Origin of the sequence: Thalassospira profundimaris (assembly GCF_003326755.1) — a bacterium.
Classification (GTDB): Bacteria; Pseudomonadota; Alphaproteobacteria; order Rhodospirillales; family Thalassospiraceae; genus Thalassospira; species Thalassospira profundimaris_B.
In genome coordinates this window covers 27324-44119 of sequence record NZ_JPWH01000010.1, presented here as the reverse complement: position 1 = coordinate 44119, position 16796 = coordinate 27324, and the positions used below count along the sequence as shown (strand labels likewise).

Genomic DNA, 16796 nt, shown 5'->3' with positions numbered 1-16796 from the left:
TCAGATCTCCTGCAATTTATCGACAATCGGGGCAACACCATTGCGCACCGGATCCACACAGGGCAGACCAAATTCTGCTGAAATGTCCGCCATCAGCTTGGTTGCCGCTGCGTCATCCAGCGCCTTGGTATTGATGGCAAACCCGGCAACCACGCAATCGGGGTTGGTCAGGCGGGCGTGCATCAAATTCACTTCCATCGTCGTTTTCAGATCCGGCAGCGAATATCCCGGCAAACCGCGCATATGGGAACGGGTCGGTTCATGACATACCACAATCGCATCGGCCTGCGACCCATGCAACAGACCCATCGACACACCGGCATAAGACGCATGGAACAGGCTGCCCTGTCCTTCAACAACGTCCCAATGGTCCGCATCATTGGCCGGTGCAATGGTTTCAACCGCACCGGAAATGAAATCCGAAATCACGGCATCAACTGAAATGCCTTCGCCAGCGATGAAAATACCGGTCTGACCGGTAGCACGGAAGGTGGATTTGATGCCGCGTTTTTTCATTTCGGCTTCAATCGCAAGCGCGGTGTACATTTTACCGACGGAGCAATCCGTCCCCACAGCCAGAACACGCTTGCCGCTGCGTTTTTCGCCATTGCCGACCGGCAGTTTGCCATCGAAATGGCGCACGTCAAACAGCGACACGCCTTTGGCTGCGGCGGCTTCGGCCAGTTCGGGAATCGTCGACAGTTTGGTGTGCAGGCCATTGGCAATATCCATGCCCGCATCAATCGCCTCAAGCAGGGTTTCCATCCAGACCGGGCCAATAATGCCGCCCCGGTTGGCAACACCGAGCACCAGGGTTTTAACCCCGGCTTCGCGGGCCTGGGCAATCGTCATGTCGGGCAGGCCAAGATCGGCATTGCAGTTTTCAAGGCGAAGCTGGCCTTTGCACCAGTCCGGGCGCCACTGTTTGATGCCAATCGCGGTCTTTGCCGCCAGCTCGTCCGGGGCGTCACCAAGAAACATAAGATAGGGATGTTCGATTTTCATTACTTTACCTCCTTGACCAGCGTCCAACCGCTGAACTTATAATCTGGCAGCGACTATAGCCTGAACAGGGCCCCGCCCGCCAGATGTTGTGTGGGGCCATCTTCGGCTATATCGTGAGATGTTCGTGGTAAATTCGGAAAAAACACAAAAAATCCGAAATATATTCGACCATCTGCCAACTTAAACACAGTTTCTTGTAAAGGTTGCCGGGAAAAACCGGTAAAAACGCAATAAACTGCAATTATGAAGGACTGGCGTGAAAGCGCCCGACTTATGATGAGTACGGATCTCAAAACGTGGCTGTCCGACCGAAAAATTGAAGAAGTTGAATGTATTGTGCCTGACATGTCAGGGGTGGCACGCGGCAAGGTTCTGCCAACGCAAAAATTTTTGCGCGGGGTGGAAAACAAAAGCCTCGCCATTCCCGAGGCAATTTTCTGCCTGACTGTCACCGGGGGCTACCCCGAAGAAACCGACGCCTTTCTGGACCCGGCGGAAAAAGACGTGGTGATGGTCCCCGATGCCGACACCATCCGCGTTGTGCCCTGGTATGAAGAACCCACCGCCCAGATCATTTGTGATTGTTACCATTTTTCCGGCGAGGAAGTGTCAATTTCCCCGCGCAATGTTCTTAAACGTGTTCTCAAACAGTTTGAAAACCTGGGCATGCGGCCGATTATCGCCCCGGAACTTGAATTTTACCTTGTCGCCAAAAACACTGATCCCGACAACCCGTTGGAACCGCCGGTGGGCCGTTCGGGGCGGCCAGAGCGGGCCTCAAACGCCTTTGGCATTGATGCGATTAACGAATTCGACCCGCTGATCGAGGATCTTTACGATTATTGCGAGGCCATGAATATCGATGCCGATACCATGAGCCACGAATCGGGCCCGGCCCAGCTTGAAATGAACTTCAATCATGGCGACCCGCTGGAACTGGCCGACCAGTCCTTCCTGTTCAAACGCACCCTGCGTGAAACCGCGCTCAAACACGGGGTGTATGGTACCTTCATGGCAAAACCGATGGGCAATTTGCCCGGCAGCGCCATGCACATCCATCAAAGCCTGATCGATATTGCAACCGGCAAAAACCTGTTTTCCGACGAGGATGGCGAAAATTCCAAGCTGTTCCTGAATTACATCGGCGGACTGCAACGCTACCTGCCTGCCGCGATGCCGCTTCTGGCCCCGAACATGAACAGCTATCGCCGTTTGCAGCCCTGGTCGGATGCACCGATCAACATGCACTGGGCGCTTGATAACCGCACGGTTGGCCTGCGCCAGCCCAACGGCCCGCCCAGCGCACGCCGCATTGAAAACCGCATTCCCGGGGCGGATGCCAACCCCTACCTTGCCATTGCCGCATCGCTGGCCTGCGGCCTGTTGGGCATTCAGGAAGAAATTGATCCGACAACACCCATCGAGGGTTCGGGCTATGACCGCGCCCATTCCCTGCCCCGCCATATTCACGAGGCGCTGGCAAAATTCAGCCGCTCGCGCCCGCTCAAGGATTTGCTGGGCGATGAATTTTCAGCCGCGGTCCTGGCGGTCAAGGAAGCGGAATGGGACACCTACCAGACCGTGATCAGTGCCTGGGAACGTGAACATCTGTTGCTGAATGTCTGATCTTTAAAGCGGCGGGATTTTGCCAAACCCCCGCCCCATAACCGATTGCGCCGGAATATAGCGTTCCGGCGCAATTTTTTTGCATAAAAGACGCCCCGATCACCAAAAAATTCAAAAGACCGGCCAAAACGTCATCTTGTATTTGACAAAGCGCGGAAAGGTTTCAGGATTATCCCAGGCATGGGCGGAAATAGGGAGGCCCCCATGATCAACGACGTTGCCACAAGGGAGGCACCGCACAATGAAAACACATAACAAAGCCGTTAGCCTGATTGCATTTATCGCCGGTTTTACCGGAATTCACAGCATTGCATCGGCCCAGGAAGTTTTGAACGTTTACAACTGGTCCGACTATATTGCCGAAGATACCATCGCCAATTTCGAGAAAGAATTTGGCGTCAAAGTCAATTACGACATGTATGACAGCACCCAGATGGTGGAAGCCAAAATGCTGGCCGGGAATTCCGGTTATGACGTTGTTGTGCCCACCCTGGCCGATGCCGAACGCCTGATCAAGGCCGGGCTGTTTCTGAAACTTGATAAATCCAAACTTACCAATTACGGCAATCTTGATCCGGCGATTTTAAAACAGACTGCCAAATATGACCCGAATAACGACTATGCCGTGCCCTATCTTTGGGGTACCAACGGCATTGGCTATAATGTTGCCAAGATCAGGGAAGTCCTGGGCGACGATGCCCCGGTAGATAGCTGGTCGCTGATATTTGACCCAAAATATGCCAAAGAAGTCAGCAAATGCGGCATGACGCTGCTTGATGACCCCAGCGAGGTTGTCCCGCTGGTCAGTGCCTATCTGGGCACGGCAGACGCGCCGCAAAGCATTAAATCCGTCGAAGCGGCAATGGCGGAACTGGAAAAAGTGCGCCCCTACATCACCTATTTCCACAGTTCGCAATATATCAACGATCTCGCGAACGGAAATATCTGTGCCGCCATTGGCTGGTCTGGCGATATTTATATGGCGGCGTCCCGTGCGGCCGAAGCCAATAACGGCAACGACATCAAATATACCATTCCCAAGGAAGGGACGCTGATCTGGTTTGATACCATGATGATTCCGGCGGATGCCCCGCACCCGGACCTTGCGCATAAATTCATCAATTACATTCTGCGCGGCGATGTCAGTGCGGCGATTACCAATTATGTCGAATATGCCGGGCCGAACCTGGCTGCAATGGACATGATCGACGACCGCATCAAAAACAATCCCGGCGTTTACCCATCCGATGAGGTCAAGGAACGTCTGCGTTCCAAGGTGGAACCGGATGCCAAGGTATTGCGGGTCCGCACCCGTTTGTGGACCAAACTGAAAACCGGCCAATAAGGCGATCATGCGCCGTTCGGGGGTCGGTCAAAGCAGAAAATCGACACAGGTGCGATATCTTGTATTTGACAAATCCCCGAACGGTTTAAAGGATAGATAAAGGCCTGCCGGGGCACCTTGCCCCGTTTGCCTGTCTTAACGCTGTCAACGAGGGAGGCACAGCGACATGTCATCACTGAAAAAATGCACCACCAGCCTGATTGCGCTGGTTGCGGCAGTTTCAGCCCACACGACCATCGCATCCGCCGAGGATGTTTTGAACGTCTATAACTGGTCGGACTATATTGCCGAAGACACCATTGCCAATTTTGAGAAGGAATATGGCGTCAAGGTCAATTACGACGTTTATGACAGCAACCAGGTTGTCGAAGCCAAATTGCTGGCAGGCCATTCCGGCTATGACATTGTGGTACCTACCCTGGCCGATGCGCAGCGTCTGATTCAGGCAAATATTTTCCAGAAGCTCGACAAAGACAAACTGCCGAACTACAAAAACCTGGACCCCGCCATTCTGAAACAGACCGCCAAATATGACCCCGACAATGCCTATGCTGTTCCCTATATGTGGGGCACCAACGGCTATGGCTATAACGTGGACAAGGTTAAGGAAATTCTGGGCGATGACGCGCCGACCGATAGCTGGGCACTGATTTTCGATCCGAAATATGCCTCCAAGCTGTCAAAATGCGGCCTGACGCTGCTGGATGATCCGGGTGAAATGGTGGACCCGGTGAATTTCTATCTTGGCAACGGGGACAAACCGCAAAGCAAGGAAACCATCCAGGCGGCGATGACCCAGCTTGAAAAGATCCGCCCCTACATCACCTATTTCAACAGCTCGCAATATATTAACGACCTTGCCAATGGCAATGTCTGTGCATCTGTGGGCTTTTCGGGCGATATTTTCATTGCGCGCGACCGGGCCGAAGAAGCCGGTGACGGCATTAAAATCAATTACGTGATCCCCAAGGAAGGCACGCTGATCTGGTTTGATACCATGCTGATCCCCGCCGATGCCCCGCATCCGGATCTGGCGCACAAATTTATCAATTATATCCTTGATCCCAAGGTCAGCGCCTCGATCACCAACTATGTCACCTATGCCGGGCCAAACCTTGCGGCCATGCCCTATATTGATGATGCCATCAAAAACAATCCGGGCATTTACCCGTCTGACGCGGTAAAGGAAAAGCTGCGCGCCAAAATCGAACCCGGGCCCAAATTGCTGCGCGAACGCACCCGTTTGTGGACCAAGCTCAAAACCGGGCAGTAAGATGGTTTCGCGGTGAAATATCCCAAAGCAAGGCGCGGCACCCCCCGCGCCTTGTTTTATTTATGACTCGCATCACGATACCAAAATTGCGGTTGCATCGCGTAAACCAACCGACCTTAAACCGAGAAAGAATGAAGAAAAAATTGCTCATTTTCTGAACAGAGGCGCTTATTTTGCCAGCATTATCGCCCTAAAATGAGGGTTGATGTTCAAAATATCGCACACCCCTCTTTACAGATTGCGCAAATGCTTCATCCTGTTAAGCACAAAAACACGAACATTATCTCAACATCGGACGGGAGAATTCTGGTGTCGCAGGGGGCCAATCAGCAAGACGCACAAATATGTGTGCAAACCAGCCAACCGTGGAATGATCCGGACGGGGTACCGTTTATCCGGTTTGAAAAAGTCACCAAAAAATTTGGCGATTTCTACGCTGTCGATGATGTCTCGCTTGATATTTACCGTCACGAGCTTTTTGCGCTTCTGGGCGGTTCGGGCTGTGGCAAAACGACCTTGTTGCGCATGCTGGCCGGGTTTGAAGACCCGACAGAGGGCAAAATCTATATCGACGGCGTCGATATGGCCAATGTGCCGCCCTATGAACGCCCGACCAACATGATGTTCCAGTCCTATGCCCTTTTCCCGCATATGAGCGTGGAAAAGAACGTGGCCTTCGGCCTGCATCAGGATGGCTATTCCAAATCCGAAATCAAAGAGCGGGTTGCCGACATGCTGGCGCTGGTGCAAATGAGCAAATTTGCCACCCGCAAACCCCACCAGCTTTCCGGCGGGCAGCGCCAGCGCGTTGCCCTGGCCCGATCCCTTGTCAAACAGCCCAAGGTGCTGCTGCTCGACGAACCATTGGGCGCACTGGATAAAAAACTGCGCGAACAAACCCAGTTTGAACTGGTCAATATTCAGGAAAAACTGGGCACCACCTTTGTCATGGTGACACACGACCAGGAAGAAGCCATGACAATGGCCTCGCGCATCGCGGTGATGAATGAAGGGGTGATCAAACAGATCGGCACACCGTTCGAGCTTTATGAATATCCCAATTCCCGCTTTACCGCCAATTTCCTGGGCCAGGTCAATCTGATCGAAGGTACCCTGGTCGATGACGATGAAAAATACGCCATCATCCAGTCCGACGATATTGGCGGGGAAATTTATATCGACCACGCGGTTCAGGGCCATGAAGGCACCACGCTTTGGGTCGCGCTCCGCCCCGAACGGTTGCGCCTGTGCACCGAAAAACCCGAAAATACCACACGCAACTGCTTTGCCGGCAAGGTCGAGGATATTGGCTATCTGGGCGGATTATCCACCTATCACGTTCGCCTCGAAACCGGGAAACGCATCCGTGTCAGCGAGCCCAACACCCATCGCCATAATGAACCGCGTTATACGTGGGATGACCAGGTCTGGGTAACGTGGGAGACGGGGTCCGCCTCGGTGCTGAACCAATGAGCGACATCAAACCCACGCTTAAACAACGTTTTGACCGCTGGATGATCCGGCATGGCCGGGTTCTGGTCATTGGCCTGCCCTATCTGTGGCTTTTCCTGTTTTTCCTCGTCCCGTTTCTGATTGTTCTGAAAATCAGCTTTGCCACGGCCCAATATGCCCAACCGCCCTATAGTGCGCTGTTTCAATGGGTGGACGAAGGCGTCAATATTGCCATCAATTTCGGCAATTATCTGTTTTTGCTCTCTGACAGCCTTTATATCTCGGCCTATCTCAATTCCATCCGCATTGCCGCCATCTCGACCGTTATTACGCTTTTGATCGGCTATCCGATGGCCTATGGCATTGCGCGCGCCAAGGGGTCCACCCGCAACCTTTTGCTGATGCTGGTTATTTTGCCGTTCTGGACCAGTTTTCTGATCCGCGTTTATGCCTGGATCGGCATTCTGGACCGCGAAGGGCTGATCAACGCCGCCCTGATGGGGCTGCATATCATTTCCGAACCGCTGATCATTCGCCAAACCGAGGTCGCGGTTTATATCGGTATTGTTTACACCTATCTGCCCTTCATGATTCTGCCGCTATATTCCACCCTGGAAAAAATGGATGGCAGCCTGCTGGAGGCGGCACTGGATCTGGGGTGCAAGCCCTGGAAGGCTTTCGCCACCATCACCCTGCCCCTGTCACTGCCCGGCATTCTGGCAGGCTCGCTTCTGGTTTTCATTCCCGCTGTTGGGGAGTTCGTCATCCCGGAATTGCTGGGCGGCCCCAACACCCTGATGATCGGGCGAACGCTGTGGAATGAATTTTTCTCCAACCGCGACTGGCCAATTGCCTCGTCCGTGGCGATTGCGATGCTGATTTTCCTGGTGGTTCCCATCATGTATTTTCAACATATCCAGGGCAAAACCGAGGATCCAGGCAAATGAACGGAAAACGCTCCATCTTTCTGATGTCGGCCCTGTGTTTCGGCTTTGCCTTCCTTTATGTGCCGATCATGCTGGTGATCATTTATTCCTTTAACGAGGGTAAACTGGTCACGGTGTGGGCTGGTTTCTCGACCAAATGGTATGTCGAACTGTTTCGCGATGACGCCATGATCGACGCCGCCTGGAACAGCCTGCGCATCGGGTTGATGTCGGCAACACTGGCCCTTGCCATTGGCACACCTGCCGGGCTTGTCATGTCGCGGTTCGGGCGTTTCCGGGGCCGCACCATGTTTTCCGGCATGATAGCAGCCCCCCTGGTGATGCCCGATGTCATTACCGGTCTGTCGCTGTTGCTGCTTTTTGTCACGATGGAACAGCTTGTCGGCTGGCCTGCCGGGCGGGGCATGACCACCATTGTCATTGCCCACACCACATTTTGCGCCGCCTATGTAGCTGTGGTGGTGCAGTCACGGCTGTCTGGCATGGACACCTCGATCGAGGAAGCGGCAATGGATTTGGGGGCAAAACCCACCAAGATCTTTTTCCTGATCACCCTGCCGATGATCCTGCCCGCCCTGATGGCCGGCTGGCTTCTGTCCTTCACCCTGTCGCTTGATGACCTGGTGATTTCAAGTTTCGTTGCCGGTCCGGGTTCCACGACCCTGCCGATGAAGGTATTTTCGTCGGTCCGATTGGGGGTTTCGCCCGAAATCAACGCGCTGGCAACGCTGATCATCATTGCCATTTCGGTCCTGATCATCATCGCCAGTATTCTGGTGATGCGTTCGGAACGACAGCGCGCACGTCAGGTTCAGGAAGATACCGGTATTCCCGGTTAGGACACCGGAACCATCAACAAAAAAACACAAAACAGCCCCGCTTCCCGTTGGGGCTGTTTTATGTTTTGCAATCCCTCAAACGCCGGATGTGACAATTAATGCCAGGCACCCGGCGCGCCTTCTTCTAAAGCGAGACAACCGCTTCATGCGAAGCGACATTATCATGTTTCATCGCCGTAATTTCAGCCCGCCAAAATTCGATAACAGCCGTTTCGGCCGACTGGGCAAAATCGATGATCATGTCTTCCAGTGCGTTTTGGCGCATCAGCACCACCACCCGGTCCGGCACCTGGGACATTTGCCACAGCCCCAAAACCAGGGCGAAGGAATTCGCCATCAGATTACGGGCCTGCTGTTCGGTGATGGCATAAATTTCGGAAAGCGCATCGGCCGTCCGTTTCACCATTGCCGCCACATATCGTTTGTGAATCAGAACACTTTCATCATCGGCTCCCTGCTCAAGCACCCCGTGTGACAGCGACGCCAGATACAAAAACCGTGATCTTTTTACCAGATAATCGACAAACTCCCGCGCCACCCGAAGCGGATCACGCTCCGCCGGAGGACGCATGGCTTCCTGCTCGATTATTTCCAGATTGTTCTCGCTCCATCCCTTGAAAAAGCGACGCAGCACTTCAAGAAACAAGGCCTCTTTGCTGGCAAAGTAAAGGTATAATGTACCTTTGGCCAGGTTGGCCTTTTTCGCAACCTCCGCCGCTGATGGCAGTTGCCCTTCGCCTTCCAGAAAAAGCATTTCAGCGGCATCGATGATGTCATTCCTGCGACGCAGCTTTTGTTCATGGCTGCGCGCGCGAACGAGACATTCGTTTTCCATATGTTATTCTTCCCCGGTCTTCTCCCCGGCGAATTATTGCCCGCATTGACAGCCGGAGTCAAACAACGGTTCAGGCTTAATCCCTGTTTTTCATCAAGTTTAAACAAACCGCACGGTCGGTAAACGGCCTGAAAAACCACCAGCTCCGGATACGAAAGTATAATTATTCAAATTAAATCAATAGATTAAAACGTTACACATTTCACAAAACGATGACCGCCGGTCAACCATTTCACCCAATCAAAAAAATTCATAGAACAGCCCGCAACCGTGATGCCCACCCTGATCGAATGGCCCTGTCATTTTCACACCGGCAATTCTGTGGTACGTTTGACTTCACGCAGGGTAATCACAGTTTGCACCCGCTCCACACCGGGAAGCTGGGTCAGAACTTCGCTATGAATGCGTTCGTAATCCGATGTGTTGCTATAAACCACATGCACCAGATAATCGCTTTGCCCGGCCAAAAGATAACATTCCACCACTTCGGGGACGGACTGGATCTCGCGTTCAAAATCCTCCAGCGCCTGGCGCGTTTGCCGGGCAATGGAAATATTGACAAAGGCGTTGCCAGGTTTGCCGATGCGTTTGGGATTCAACAGCATCGCATAGCGGTCAATAAAACCGGCCTCTTCAAGCAGGCGGACACGACGCAAACAGGCCGATGCCGACAAATTGACCTTTTCCGCCAGATCGGCATTGCTGATACGACCGTCCTGTTGCAGCAATCGAAGGATCATCCGGTCGCGGTCATCTATATCCATTCGCACAATTCCCCGAAAAACAGCTGGATTGTTAAAATATTATACCAACAATATCACTTATAAAGGCCTGGATTGAAGAGAAATTGCGACAAATTTGAGCTATTATTCAAGAATAACCAAAAGCCGGGGAAAAACCCCATCCATAACCCCAAATCCGGGAGGTCACACCATGCTGATCGGTGTACCAAAAGAAATCAAAAACCATGAATATCGCGTCGGTCTGACGCCATCTTCCGTCCGCGAAGCTGTTGCACATGGTCACAAGGTGATCATTGAAACCAGCGCCGGGGACGGTATCGGCTGTACCGACGCGGATTATCAGGCGGCTGGCGCCTCGATCGTCGAGAGTGCTGGCGAAATTTTTGCCACCGCCGAAATGGTGGTAAAGGTCAAGGAACCGCAAAAGGTTGAATATGAACAACTACGCGAAGGCCAGCTTCTATTCACCTATTTGCACCTCGCACCGGACCCCGCCCAGACCGAAGGCCTTGTGAAATCCGGTGTGACGGCAATTGCCTATGAAACCGTAACCGACCGTAATGGGGGCCTGCCGCTCCTCGCGCCGATGTCGGAAGTGGCCGGACGCATGGCGCCCCAAGTTGGTGCGGCAGCCCTGCAAAAGGCCGCTGGCGGCCGCGGCATGCTTTTGGGCGGTGTACCGGGTGTTTCGCCTGCCAAGGTCGTTGTCATTGGCGGTGGCGTTGTGGGCACCAATGCCGCCCGCATAGCGGCAGGCATGGGCGCGGATGTCACCATCCTGGATAAAAATGTTAAACGGCTAACCTATATTGACGATCTTTTTGGACCCGCCATCAAAACGCAATATGCCACCATCGACGATACCGAAAGCCTTGTTTATGACGCCGATCTGGTGGTTGGGGCTGTCCTGATCCCGGGTGCCGCAGCGCCAAAGCTTATTCGCCGCGAACAGCTTTCAAAAATGAAGCCCGGTTCGGTCATTGTCGATGTCGCAATCGACCAGGGCGGCTGCTTTGAAACATCACGGGCCACCACCCATGCCGACCCGATTTATACTGTCGATGATGTGGTGCATTATTGTGTTGCCAACATGCCCGGTGCCGTTGCCCGCACATCGACCTTTGCGCTGAACAATGCCACCCTGCCCTTCATGCTGGCGCTGGCCGACAAGGGCTGGAAAAAGGCCTGCCAGGATGACCCGCATCTGGCCGCAGGCTTGAATGTCCATAACGGCCAGATCACCTACGAGGCCGTGGCCCGTGAGTTGGGATACGAATATCAGCCGCTGGAAAAGGTACTGGCATAATCAGGCAAACGCCTTCATCACACCCTCGCCATCAATGGCGAGGGTGTTTTCGCAAGCCAGCCGAATGAACGACAAATAATTTCAGCTTTTACGCCACGTCCACAGACCCGGCAGGGAATTGACAATCGCCTGGATGGCAAAGCCGATAAAAATCAGGCCGGTCGCCCGCACGATCCAGATTTGATAGCGCACATAAAACCGGCGTAAAAAACCAAGCCCAACCAGCCAGATCAATATCAGATCCGCCAGCACAAAGCCGACAAGCGAGGCGCAGAGCAAACCGGCCATGCTGCTCCAGTCCAGCATGGCGGCATTTTTCGCCAGCAACGCGGTAAACATGGCCACGGCGACCGGATATCCTTTCGGATTTGTCACCCCAAAGATCAGGCCGCGCCGCCACGGATGGCGAATGGCGATATCCAGTTCGCCTTCGGGTTTGCGACGTGCCGTCAGGGCGCGAAAGCCCAGCCAGAACAGATAAACACCGCAAACCATTGCCAGAGCATGAAAAACAACCGGGTCCATCACCCGGGAGCCGATAATCGCAACCAGGGCAAGCCCGGCCCACATCAAATCGCCAACCAGATGCCCAAACAGAAAACCGGCACTGGCCGAACGCCCCTGGGCCGCGCCAAGTCCCAACATCGCCAGAAAAGCCGGACCTGGCGTTAAGACATAAATGGCCGCAGCAAGCATTGCCCCCATCAGCATCGAATATTCCATGATATTTTCCCGCCTGACCTGACACCGCGTTGGTTCTTTTTCAACGTCAGATCATGGCACGAAAAAAACGATCCGGGAAAAACAAAAACAGCTTTACGCAATATTTGTGATTGCCCCTTTTGCCATCAAAAAAGCCACCCGACATGCAGGTGGCTTTAAAGACAGTCCGATAAAAAACCGGATCAGAATTCAACCTGGGTCACATCACGCACGGCACCCTTATCGGCACTGGTTGCCAGGGCGGCATAGGCACGCAGGGCAGTGGTCACGCGGCGCTTGCGCGGTTTTTCCGGTTTCCATGCCGCCGCACCCTTTGCTTCCATTGCCTCGCGACGGGCGGCCATTTCGGCATCGTCAATGGCAATATGGATGGTGCGGTTGGGAATGTCGATTTCGATCATGTCGCCGGGTTGAACCAGCGCAATGTCGCCACCAGCGGCGGCCTCTGGCGACACATGGCCGATCGACAGACCCGACGTCCCGCCCGAAAAACGGCCATCGGTGATCAGCGCACAGGCCTTGCCCAGCCCCATCGATTTCAGATAGCTGGTCGGATAGAGCATTTCCTGCATACCGGGGCCGCCTTTGGGGCCTTCATAACGAATGACGACAACATCGCCTTCCTTGACCTCGCCGCCGAGAATTTTGGCAACGGCTTCATCCTGGCTTTCACAGACCACGGCAGGACCGCTGAATTTCAGGATGCTGGAATCCACACCCGCCGTTTTAACAATACAGCCATTAAGGGCAATATTGCCAAACAGAACCGCCAAACCGCCATCCTTGCTATAGGCATGCTCCACATCGCGGATGCAGCCTTCTTTTTCATCCAGGTCCAGATCATCCCAGTAGCATTCCTGGCTAAACGCCGTCTGCGTCGGAATACCACCGGGCATGGCACGATAAAATTTATGAATTTTCTCGTCCGTGGTCCGTTTGATGTCCCATTTTGCCAGGGCATCGGCCATTGTTCTGGCATGAACCGTGGCAACATCGGTATGCAGCAACCCGCCACGTTCCAGTTCGCCCAGAATACGCATAATGCCGCCCGCACGATGGACATCTTCCATGTGATAAAGCGGATGCGACGGGGCAACCTTGGAGAGATGCGGAATCTGGCGTGACAGACGGTCCATATCGCTCATGGTGAAATCAAGTTCGGCTTCACGCGCAATTGCCAGCAGATGCAAAACCGTATTGGTTGACCCGCCCATTGCAATATCCAGCGCCATTGCATTTTCAAACGCCTCGAAGGTGGCAATACCGCGCGGGGTGGCGGTAATGTCATCTTCCTCGTAATAACGGCGTGCCAAACGAACGGATGTGCGGGCGGCCTCAAGGAACAGTTCCTTACGCGCCGCATGGGTTGCAAGGACCGACCCATTGCCCGGCAGTGCCAAACCCAGCGCCTCGGCCAGGCAGTTCATCGAGTTCGCCGTAAACATGCCAGAGCACGAGCCACAGGTAGGACAGGCCGAACGTTCCACAACGGCAACCTGCTCATCGGAAATCTTGGGATCGGCAGCCTCGACCATCGCATCGACCAGGTCCAGATGGCGTTCCTTGCCCTCGATCGTAACCTTACCGGCCTCCATCGGGCCACCGGAAACAAACACGCACGGAATGTTCAGGCGCATGGCTGCCATCAGCATACCCGGCGTGATTTTGTCACAGTTGGAAATGCACACCATCGCATCGGCGCAATGGGCATTGACCATATATTCAACCGAATCCGCAATGATTTCGCGCGATGGCAGGCTGTACAGCATCCCATCGTGGCCCATCGCGATGCCGTCATCCACCGCAATGGTGTTGAATTCCTTTGCCACCCCGCCCGAAGCCTCGATCTCGCGGGCAACCATCTGGCCCAGATCCTTCAGGTGGACATGCCCCGGCACAAACTGGGTAAAGCTGTTGACCACCGCAATGATCGGTTTATCGAAATCCTCGTCCTTCATGCCTGTGGCGCGCCAAAGACCGCGCGCACCGGCCATGTTGCGACCGTGGGTAGTTGTACGGGACCGATATTCCGGCATGGGTCGAACCTCTCTTTATACATAATATTTTAAACTTGTCTTCTAGCACAGACCTGGCGCGGATTTACAGTTTTTTGGCCGAAAATTACGACAAACCTGCCATGCGCGTATTTTTATACCCACATTCATCCCACGATAATGGTGGTTGGGAATTCTGGCGATAGAATTCAACTGACCTTTCGGGTTACGCAGAATTTGGCTGCCTATGCCGAATATCCCCCATTTCATGCGAACGAGTAGGAGACGTCGCGCCGGGTAACGAATATTTTAATATTCGATTATCGCCGCCAGGCGATTCTCCCACTCCCATTCTTACCCCGGCCCTGATGTGGTCGGGGTTTTTTTTATCTGCCGATATGTCCCGCCTATACGAACGCGCGGCATAACCGCTTTTCCCTTTTTTTCAAAAACCTTACGAATACGAAAAAAGGGGATGCGACATGATGCGACACAATCTTGCAGGCTGGCGGGCGTGCCCTTAAATTGCCGTCACATTTTGATAATGACCTGATTGATCGCATCATTCCCCGCAAGATGATGGCAATGAAGGGCAAGGTAGGTCATTATAAATCAAGACCACAAGGACAAGGCACTGCATGACAGCCGAGCTTTCAACCCTATTGCGACGCGGACTGGCTGCCCACGAAGGAAACCGCCCCCAGGAAGCGGAAAAACTCTATCGTCGTGTTCTTGATGTTGCCCCCGGTCACGGCGAGGCAGAACACCTGCTGGCCACCCTTCTCACCCAGCAGGGACAACATCGCGAAGCCCTGGAACTGTTTGAAAGCTGCATTGCCCGCATGGGGGCCAACCCGGCGGCACGCTGCAATTATGCCATCGCCCTTGAAGCCAGCGGCAATATCGAACGTGCGATTGACGAATTTCGCCTTGCGCTCAGTTATCACGGGGATTTTCCCACCGCCCTTTTTCACCTTGCCCGCCTTGAAAAAGCCCGTGGCAATTATGGGCAAACCATCGACCTTCTGGGACGGATGCTGAACCTGCATCATGGCAATTTTGATGCGTTTGTCCTGTTTGGCGAGGCATTAAATGCACTGGGGCAGGAACAGGCCGCGCTTATGGCATTTGAAAATGCGGCCGAAGCAGCAAAACTTGACGCCGCCAAAATCAACCAGGTCGGGGCTGTTTTGCTGCGGCTTGGCTATATTGATGCGGCCCGAAACCTGTTTTCCCGCGCACTCAGCATCCATGCCGACCATGTCCCCTCGCTTGTCAATCTGGCGATGGCGCTTATTGCGGCAGGGCACTATCAGCATGCCAATGAAATTCTCGATACCGCACGCAGCCATGCCCCGGACCTGGCTGACATCGAGGCCCTGTCAGCCGATATTCTGATCCGAAGTGGTGATACCGCACACGGGGTTGCCCGTCTGGCTGCCCTGGTCGAGAAAAATCCGGCCCGGTCCGATTTTCACGCCCGGCTGTTATCGGCCCTGTTATATCTGCCGCAATTTGACGGACCGGAATATTTAAAACAGGCCCGGCAATGGGCGCGGTCCCATTTGCCGCCCCTGGTTGAACCGCCGCGTTTTGCCAACAGCAAAATGCCGGACCGCCGCCTGCGTATTGGCTGGATCTCGCCCGATTTTCGCGATCATCCGCTTCATGCCCGCCTGATGGGCATGGCGCGCCATCATAATCGCAACGAAATCGAACTGTTCATCTATTCCGCCGTCACCCGCCATGATGACATAACCCGCCAGTGGCAAATTGTTGCCGATAGCTGGCGTGATGTTGCCGGGCAAACGGCCGAGCGCATTGCCGAGCGCATTCGCAAGGATCGTATCGATATTCTGGTCGATCTTTCGGGCTTCACCCGCGACCACCCGATCGAGGTTTTTGCCCATCGCCCCGCCCCGATGCAGGTGACATTCCACCATGCCTCGACCGGGATCACACAGATCGATTACATGTTTGGCCATGCCGACATGATCGCGCCCGATGCCCCCGAAAACCGCATTTGCAGCGAAATGCTCCATCGCCTGCCCCATGCCGGTTTTGCCTATACCCCGCCCGAAAACAGCCCGGCCATCGGCCCGTTACCGGCCATGCTGAATGGCTATCTGACATTCGGTTTTACCGGCACATTGCCGCGCATCAGCGATGCCGTACTCAACAGTTGGGCGCGCATTATGAACAAGGCCCGCAACAGCCGCCTGATCATTCAGGCCGACGGGCTGGATGACGCATTTGTCCGCCGCAACTTTCTGGATCGCGCCCGCCAGGCCGGCCTTCATGCCGAGCGCATTACCTGCCAGGGGATCGCGCCTGACACCGTGCGCAACACCACCATTTACGAGCAAATCGACATCGGCCTTGATCCCTTCCCCGCCAATAACATCACGGCGGGCTGTGATATGCTCTGGCATGGCGTGCCCTTTGTCACCCTGGCGGGCAATATGCCATCCGCCCGCTGCGGACTGGGTATTCTGGCCGATGTCGGGCTGGATGCCCTGGCGGCGGAAACCCATAACGGCTATGTCGAAAAGGCGGTTTTGCTGGGCCGCGATGTAGAGGCCCTTTCCATCATCCGCCGCACCCTGCGTGACCGGATGCTAAAAGCCAGCATGATGGATCATCAGCGGATCGCCCGTGATTTTGAACAGGCCTATCGCGACATATGGCATCACTGGTGCACCCAATAA

13 protein-coding genes are annotated in these 16796 nt (G+C 54.2%); 8 read left to right on the top strand and 5 right to left on the bottom strand.

The features are described from left to right. Entirely contained in the window at window positions 1–1005 is a 1005-nt protein-coding gene (gene dgcN, locus TH25_RS12750) for an N-acetyltransferase DgcN (RefSeq protein WP_114088813.1), read from the bottom strand. A gap of 276 nt (window positions 1006–1281) precedes the next feature. Here dgcN and TH25_RS12745 point away from each other — a divergent pair, with 276 nt between their 5' ends. The 6 genes from TH25_RS12745 (at window position 1282) to TH25_RS12720 (ending at window position 8487) form a co-directional block, all read left to right on the top strand. After that, on the top strand, window positions 1282–2631 hold the full coding sequence (locus TH25_RS12745; protein ID WP_114088950.1) for a glutamine synthetase family protein: 1350 nt from the start codon (window positions 1282–1284) through the stop codon (window positions 2629–2631). 241 nt (window positions 2632–2872) lie between these two features. Continuing rightward, window positions 2873–3976, top strand: coding sequence for a polyamine ABC transporter substrate-binding protein (locus tag TH25_RS12740; protein WP_114088812.1), 1104 nt, complete (start codon window positions 2873–2875; stop codon window positions 3974–3976). Window positions 3977–4142: 166 nt separating this feature from the next. Further along, complete coding sequence (locus tag TH25_RS12735) at window positions 4143–5249, top strand: polyamine ABC transporter substrate-binding protein (protein WP_114088811.1); 1107 nt, start codon at window positions 4143–4145, stop codon at window positions 5247–5249. 309 nt (window positions 5250–5558) lie between these two features. Further along, window positions 5559–6722, top strand: coding sequence for an ABC transporter ATP-binding protein (locus TH25_RS12730; protein WP_258549142.1), 1164 nt, complete (start codon window positions 5559–5561; stop codon window positions 6720–6722). Next, window positions 6719–7648 carry an ABC transporter permease subunit gene (locus tag TH25_RS12725; RefSeq protein WP_114088810.1) on the top strand — a complete coding sequence of 310 codons (930 nt, stop codon included), beginning with the start codon at window positions 6719–6721 and terminating at the stop codon, window positions 7646–7648. Before TH25_RS12730 ends, TH25_RS12725 begins: the two co-directional genes overlap by 4 nt. Further along, complete coding sequence (locus tag TH25_RS12720; RefSeq protein ID WP_114088809.1) at window positions 7645–8487, top strand: ABC transporter permease subunit; 843 nt, start codon at window positions 7645–7647, stop codon at window positions 8485–8487. The genes TH25_RS12725 and TH25_RS12720 overlap by 4 nt, the downstream gene beginning before the upstream one ends. A gap of 124 nt (window positions 8488–8611) precedes the next feature. On the opposite strand, the gene TH25_RS12715 is transcribed toward TH25_RS12720, so the two are convergent. Continuing rightward, window positions 8612–9322, bottom strand: a complete 711-nt coding sequence (locus tag TH25_RS12715) for a TetR/AcrR family transcriptional regulator (RefSeq protein ID WP_114088808.1) — start codon at window positions 9320–9322, stop codon at window positions 8612–8614. Between the two features lie 305 nt (window positions 9323–9627). Further along, entirely contained in the window at window positions 9628–10086 is a 459-nt protein-coding gene (locus tag TH25_RS12710) for an Lrp/AsnC family transcriptional regulator (RefSeq protein WP_085582045.1), read from the bottom strand. 169 nt (window positions 10087–10255) lie between these two features. Between TH25_RS12710 and ald the strand changes: the two genes are divergently transcribed. Continuing rightward, a complete protein-coding gene (gene ald, locus TH25_RS12705) occupies window positions 10256–11371 on the top strand; it encodes an alanine dehydrogenase (protein WP_114088807.1) in 1116 nt (371 codons plus the stop codon). Window positions 11372–11452: 81 nt separating this feature from the next. Here ald and TH25_RS12700 read toward each other — a convergent pair whose 3' ends face one another. After that, window positions 11453–12094 (bottom strand): LysE family translocator, encoded by a 642-nt coding sequence (locus tag TH25_RS12700; RefSeq protein ID WP_114088806.1) that lies wholly within the window; start codon window positions 12092–12094, stop codon window positions 11453–11455. 182 nt (window positions 12095–12276) lie between these two features. Then, window positions 12277–14130, bottom strand: a complete 1854-nt coding sequence (gene ilvD / locus TH25_RS12695; RefSeq protein WP_114088805.1) for a dihydroxy-acid dehydratase — start codon at window positions 14128–14130, stop codon at window positions 12277–12279. 596 nt (window positions 14131–14726) lie between these two features. Here ilvD and TH25_RS12690 point away from each other — a divergent pair. Further along, window positions 14727–16796, top strand: coding sequence for an O-linked N-acetylglucosamine transferase family protein (locus tag TH25_RS12690; protein ID WP_114088804.1), 2070 nt, complete (start codon window positions 14727–14729; stop codon window positions 16794–16796).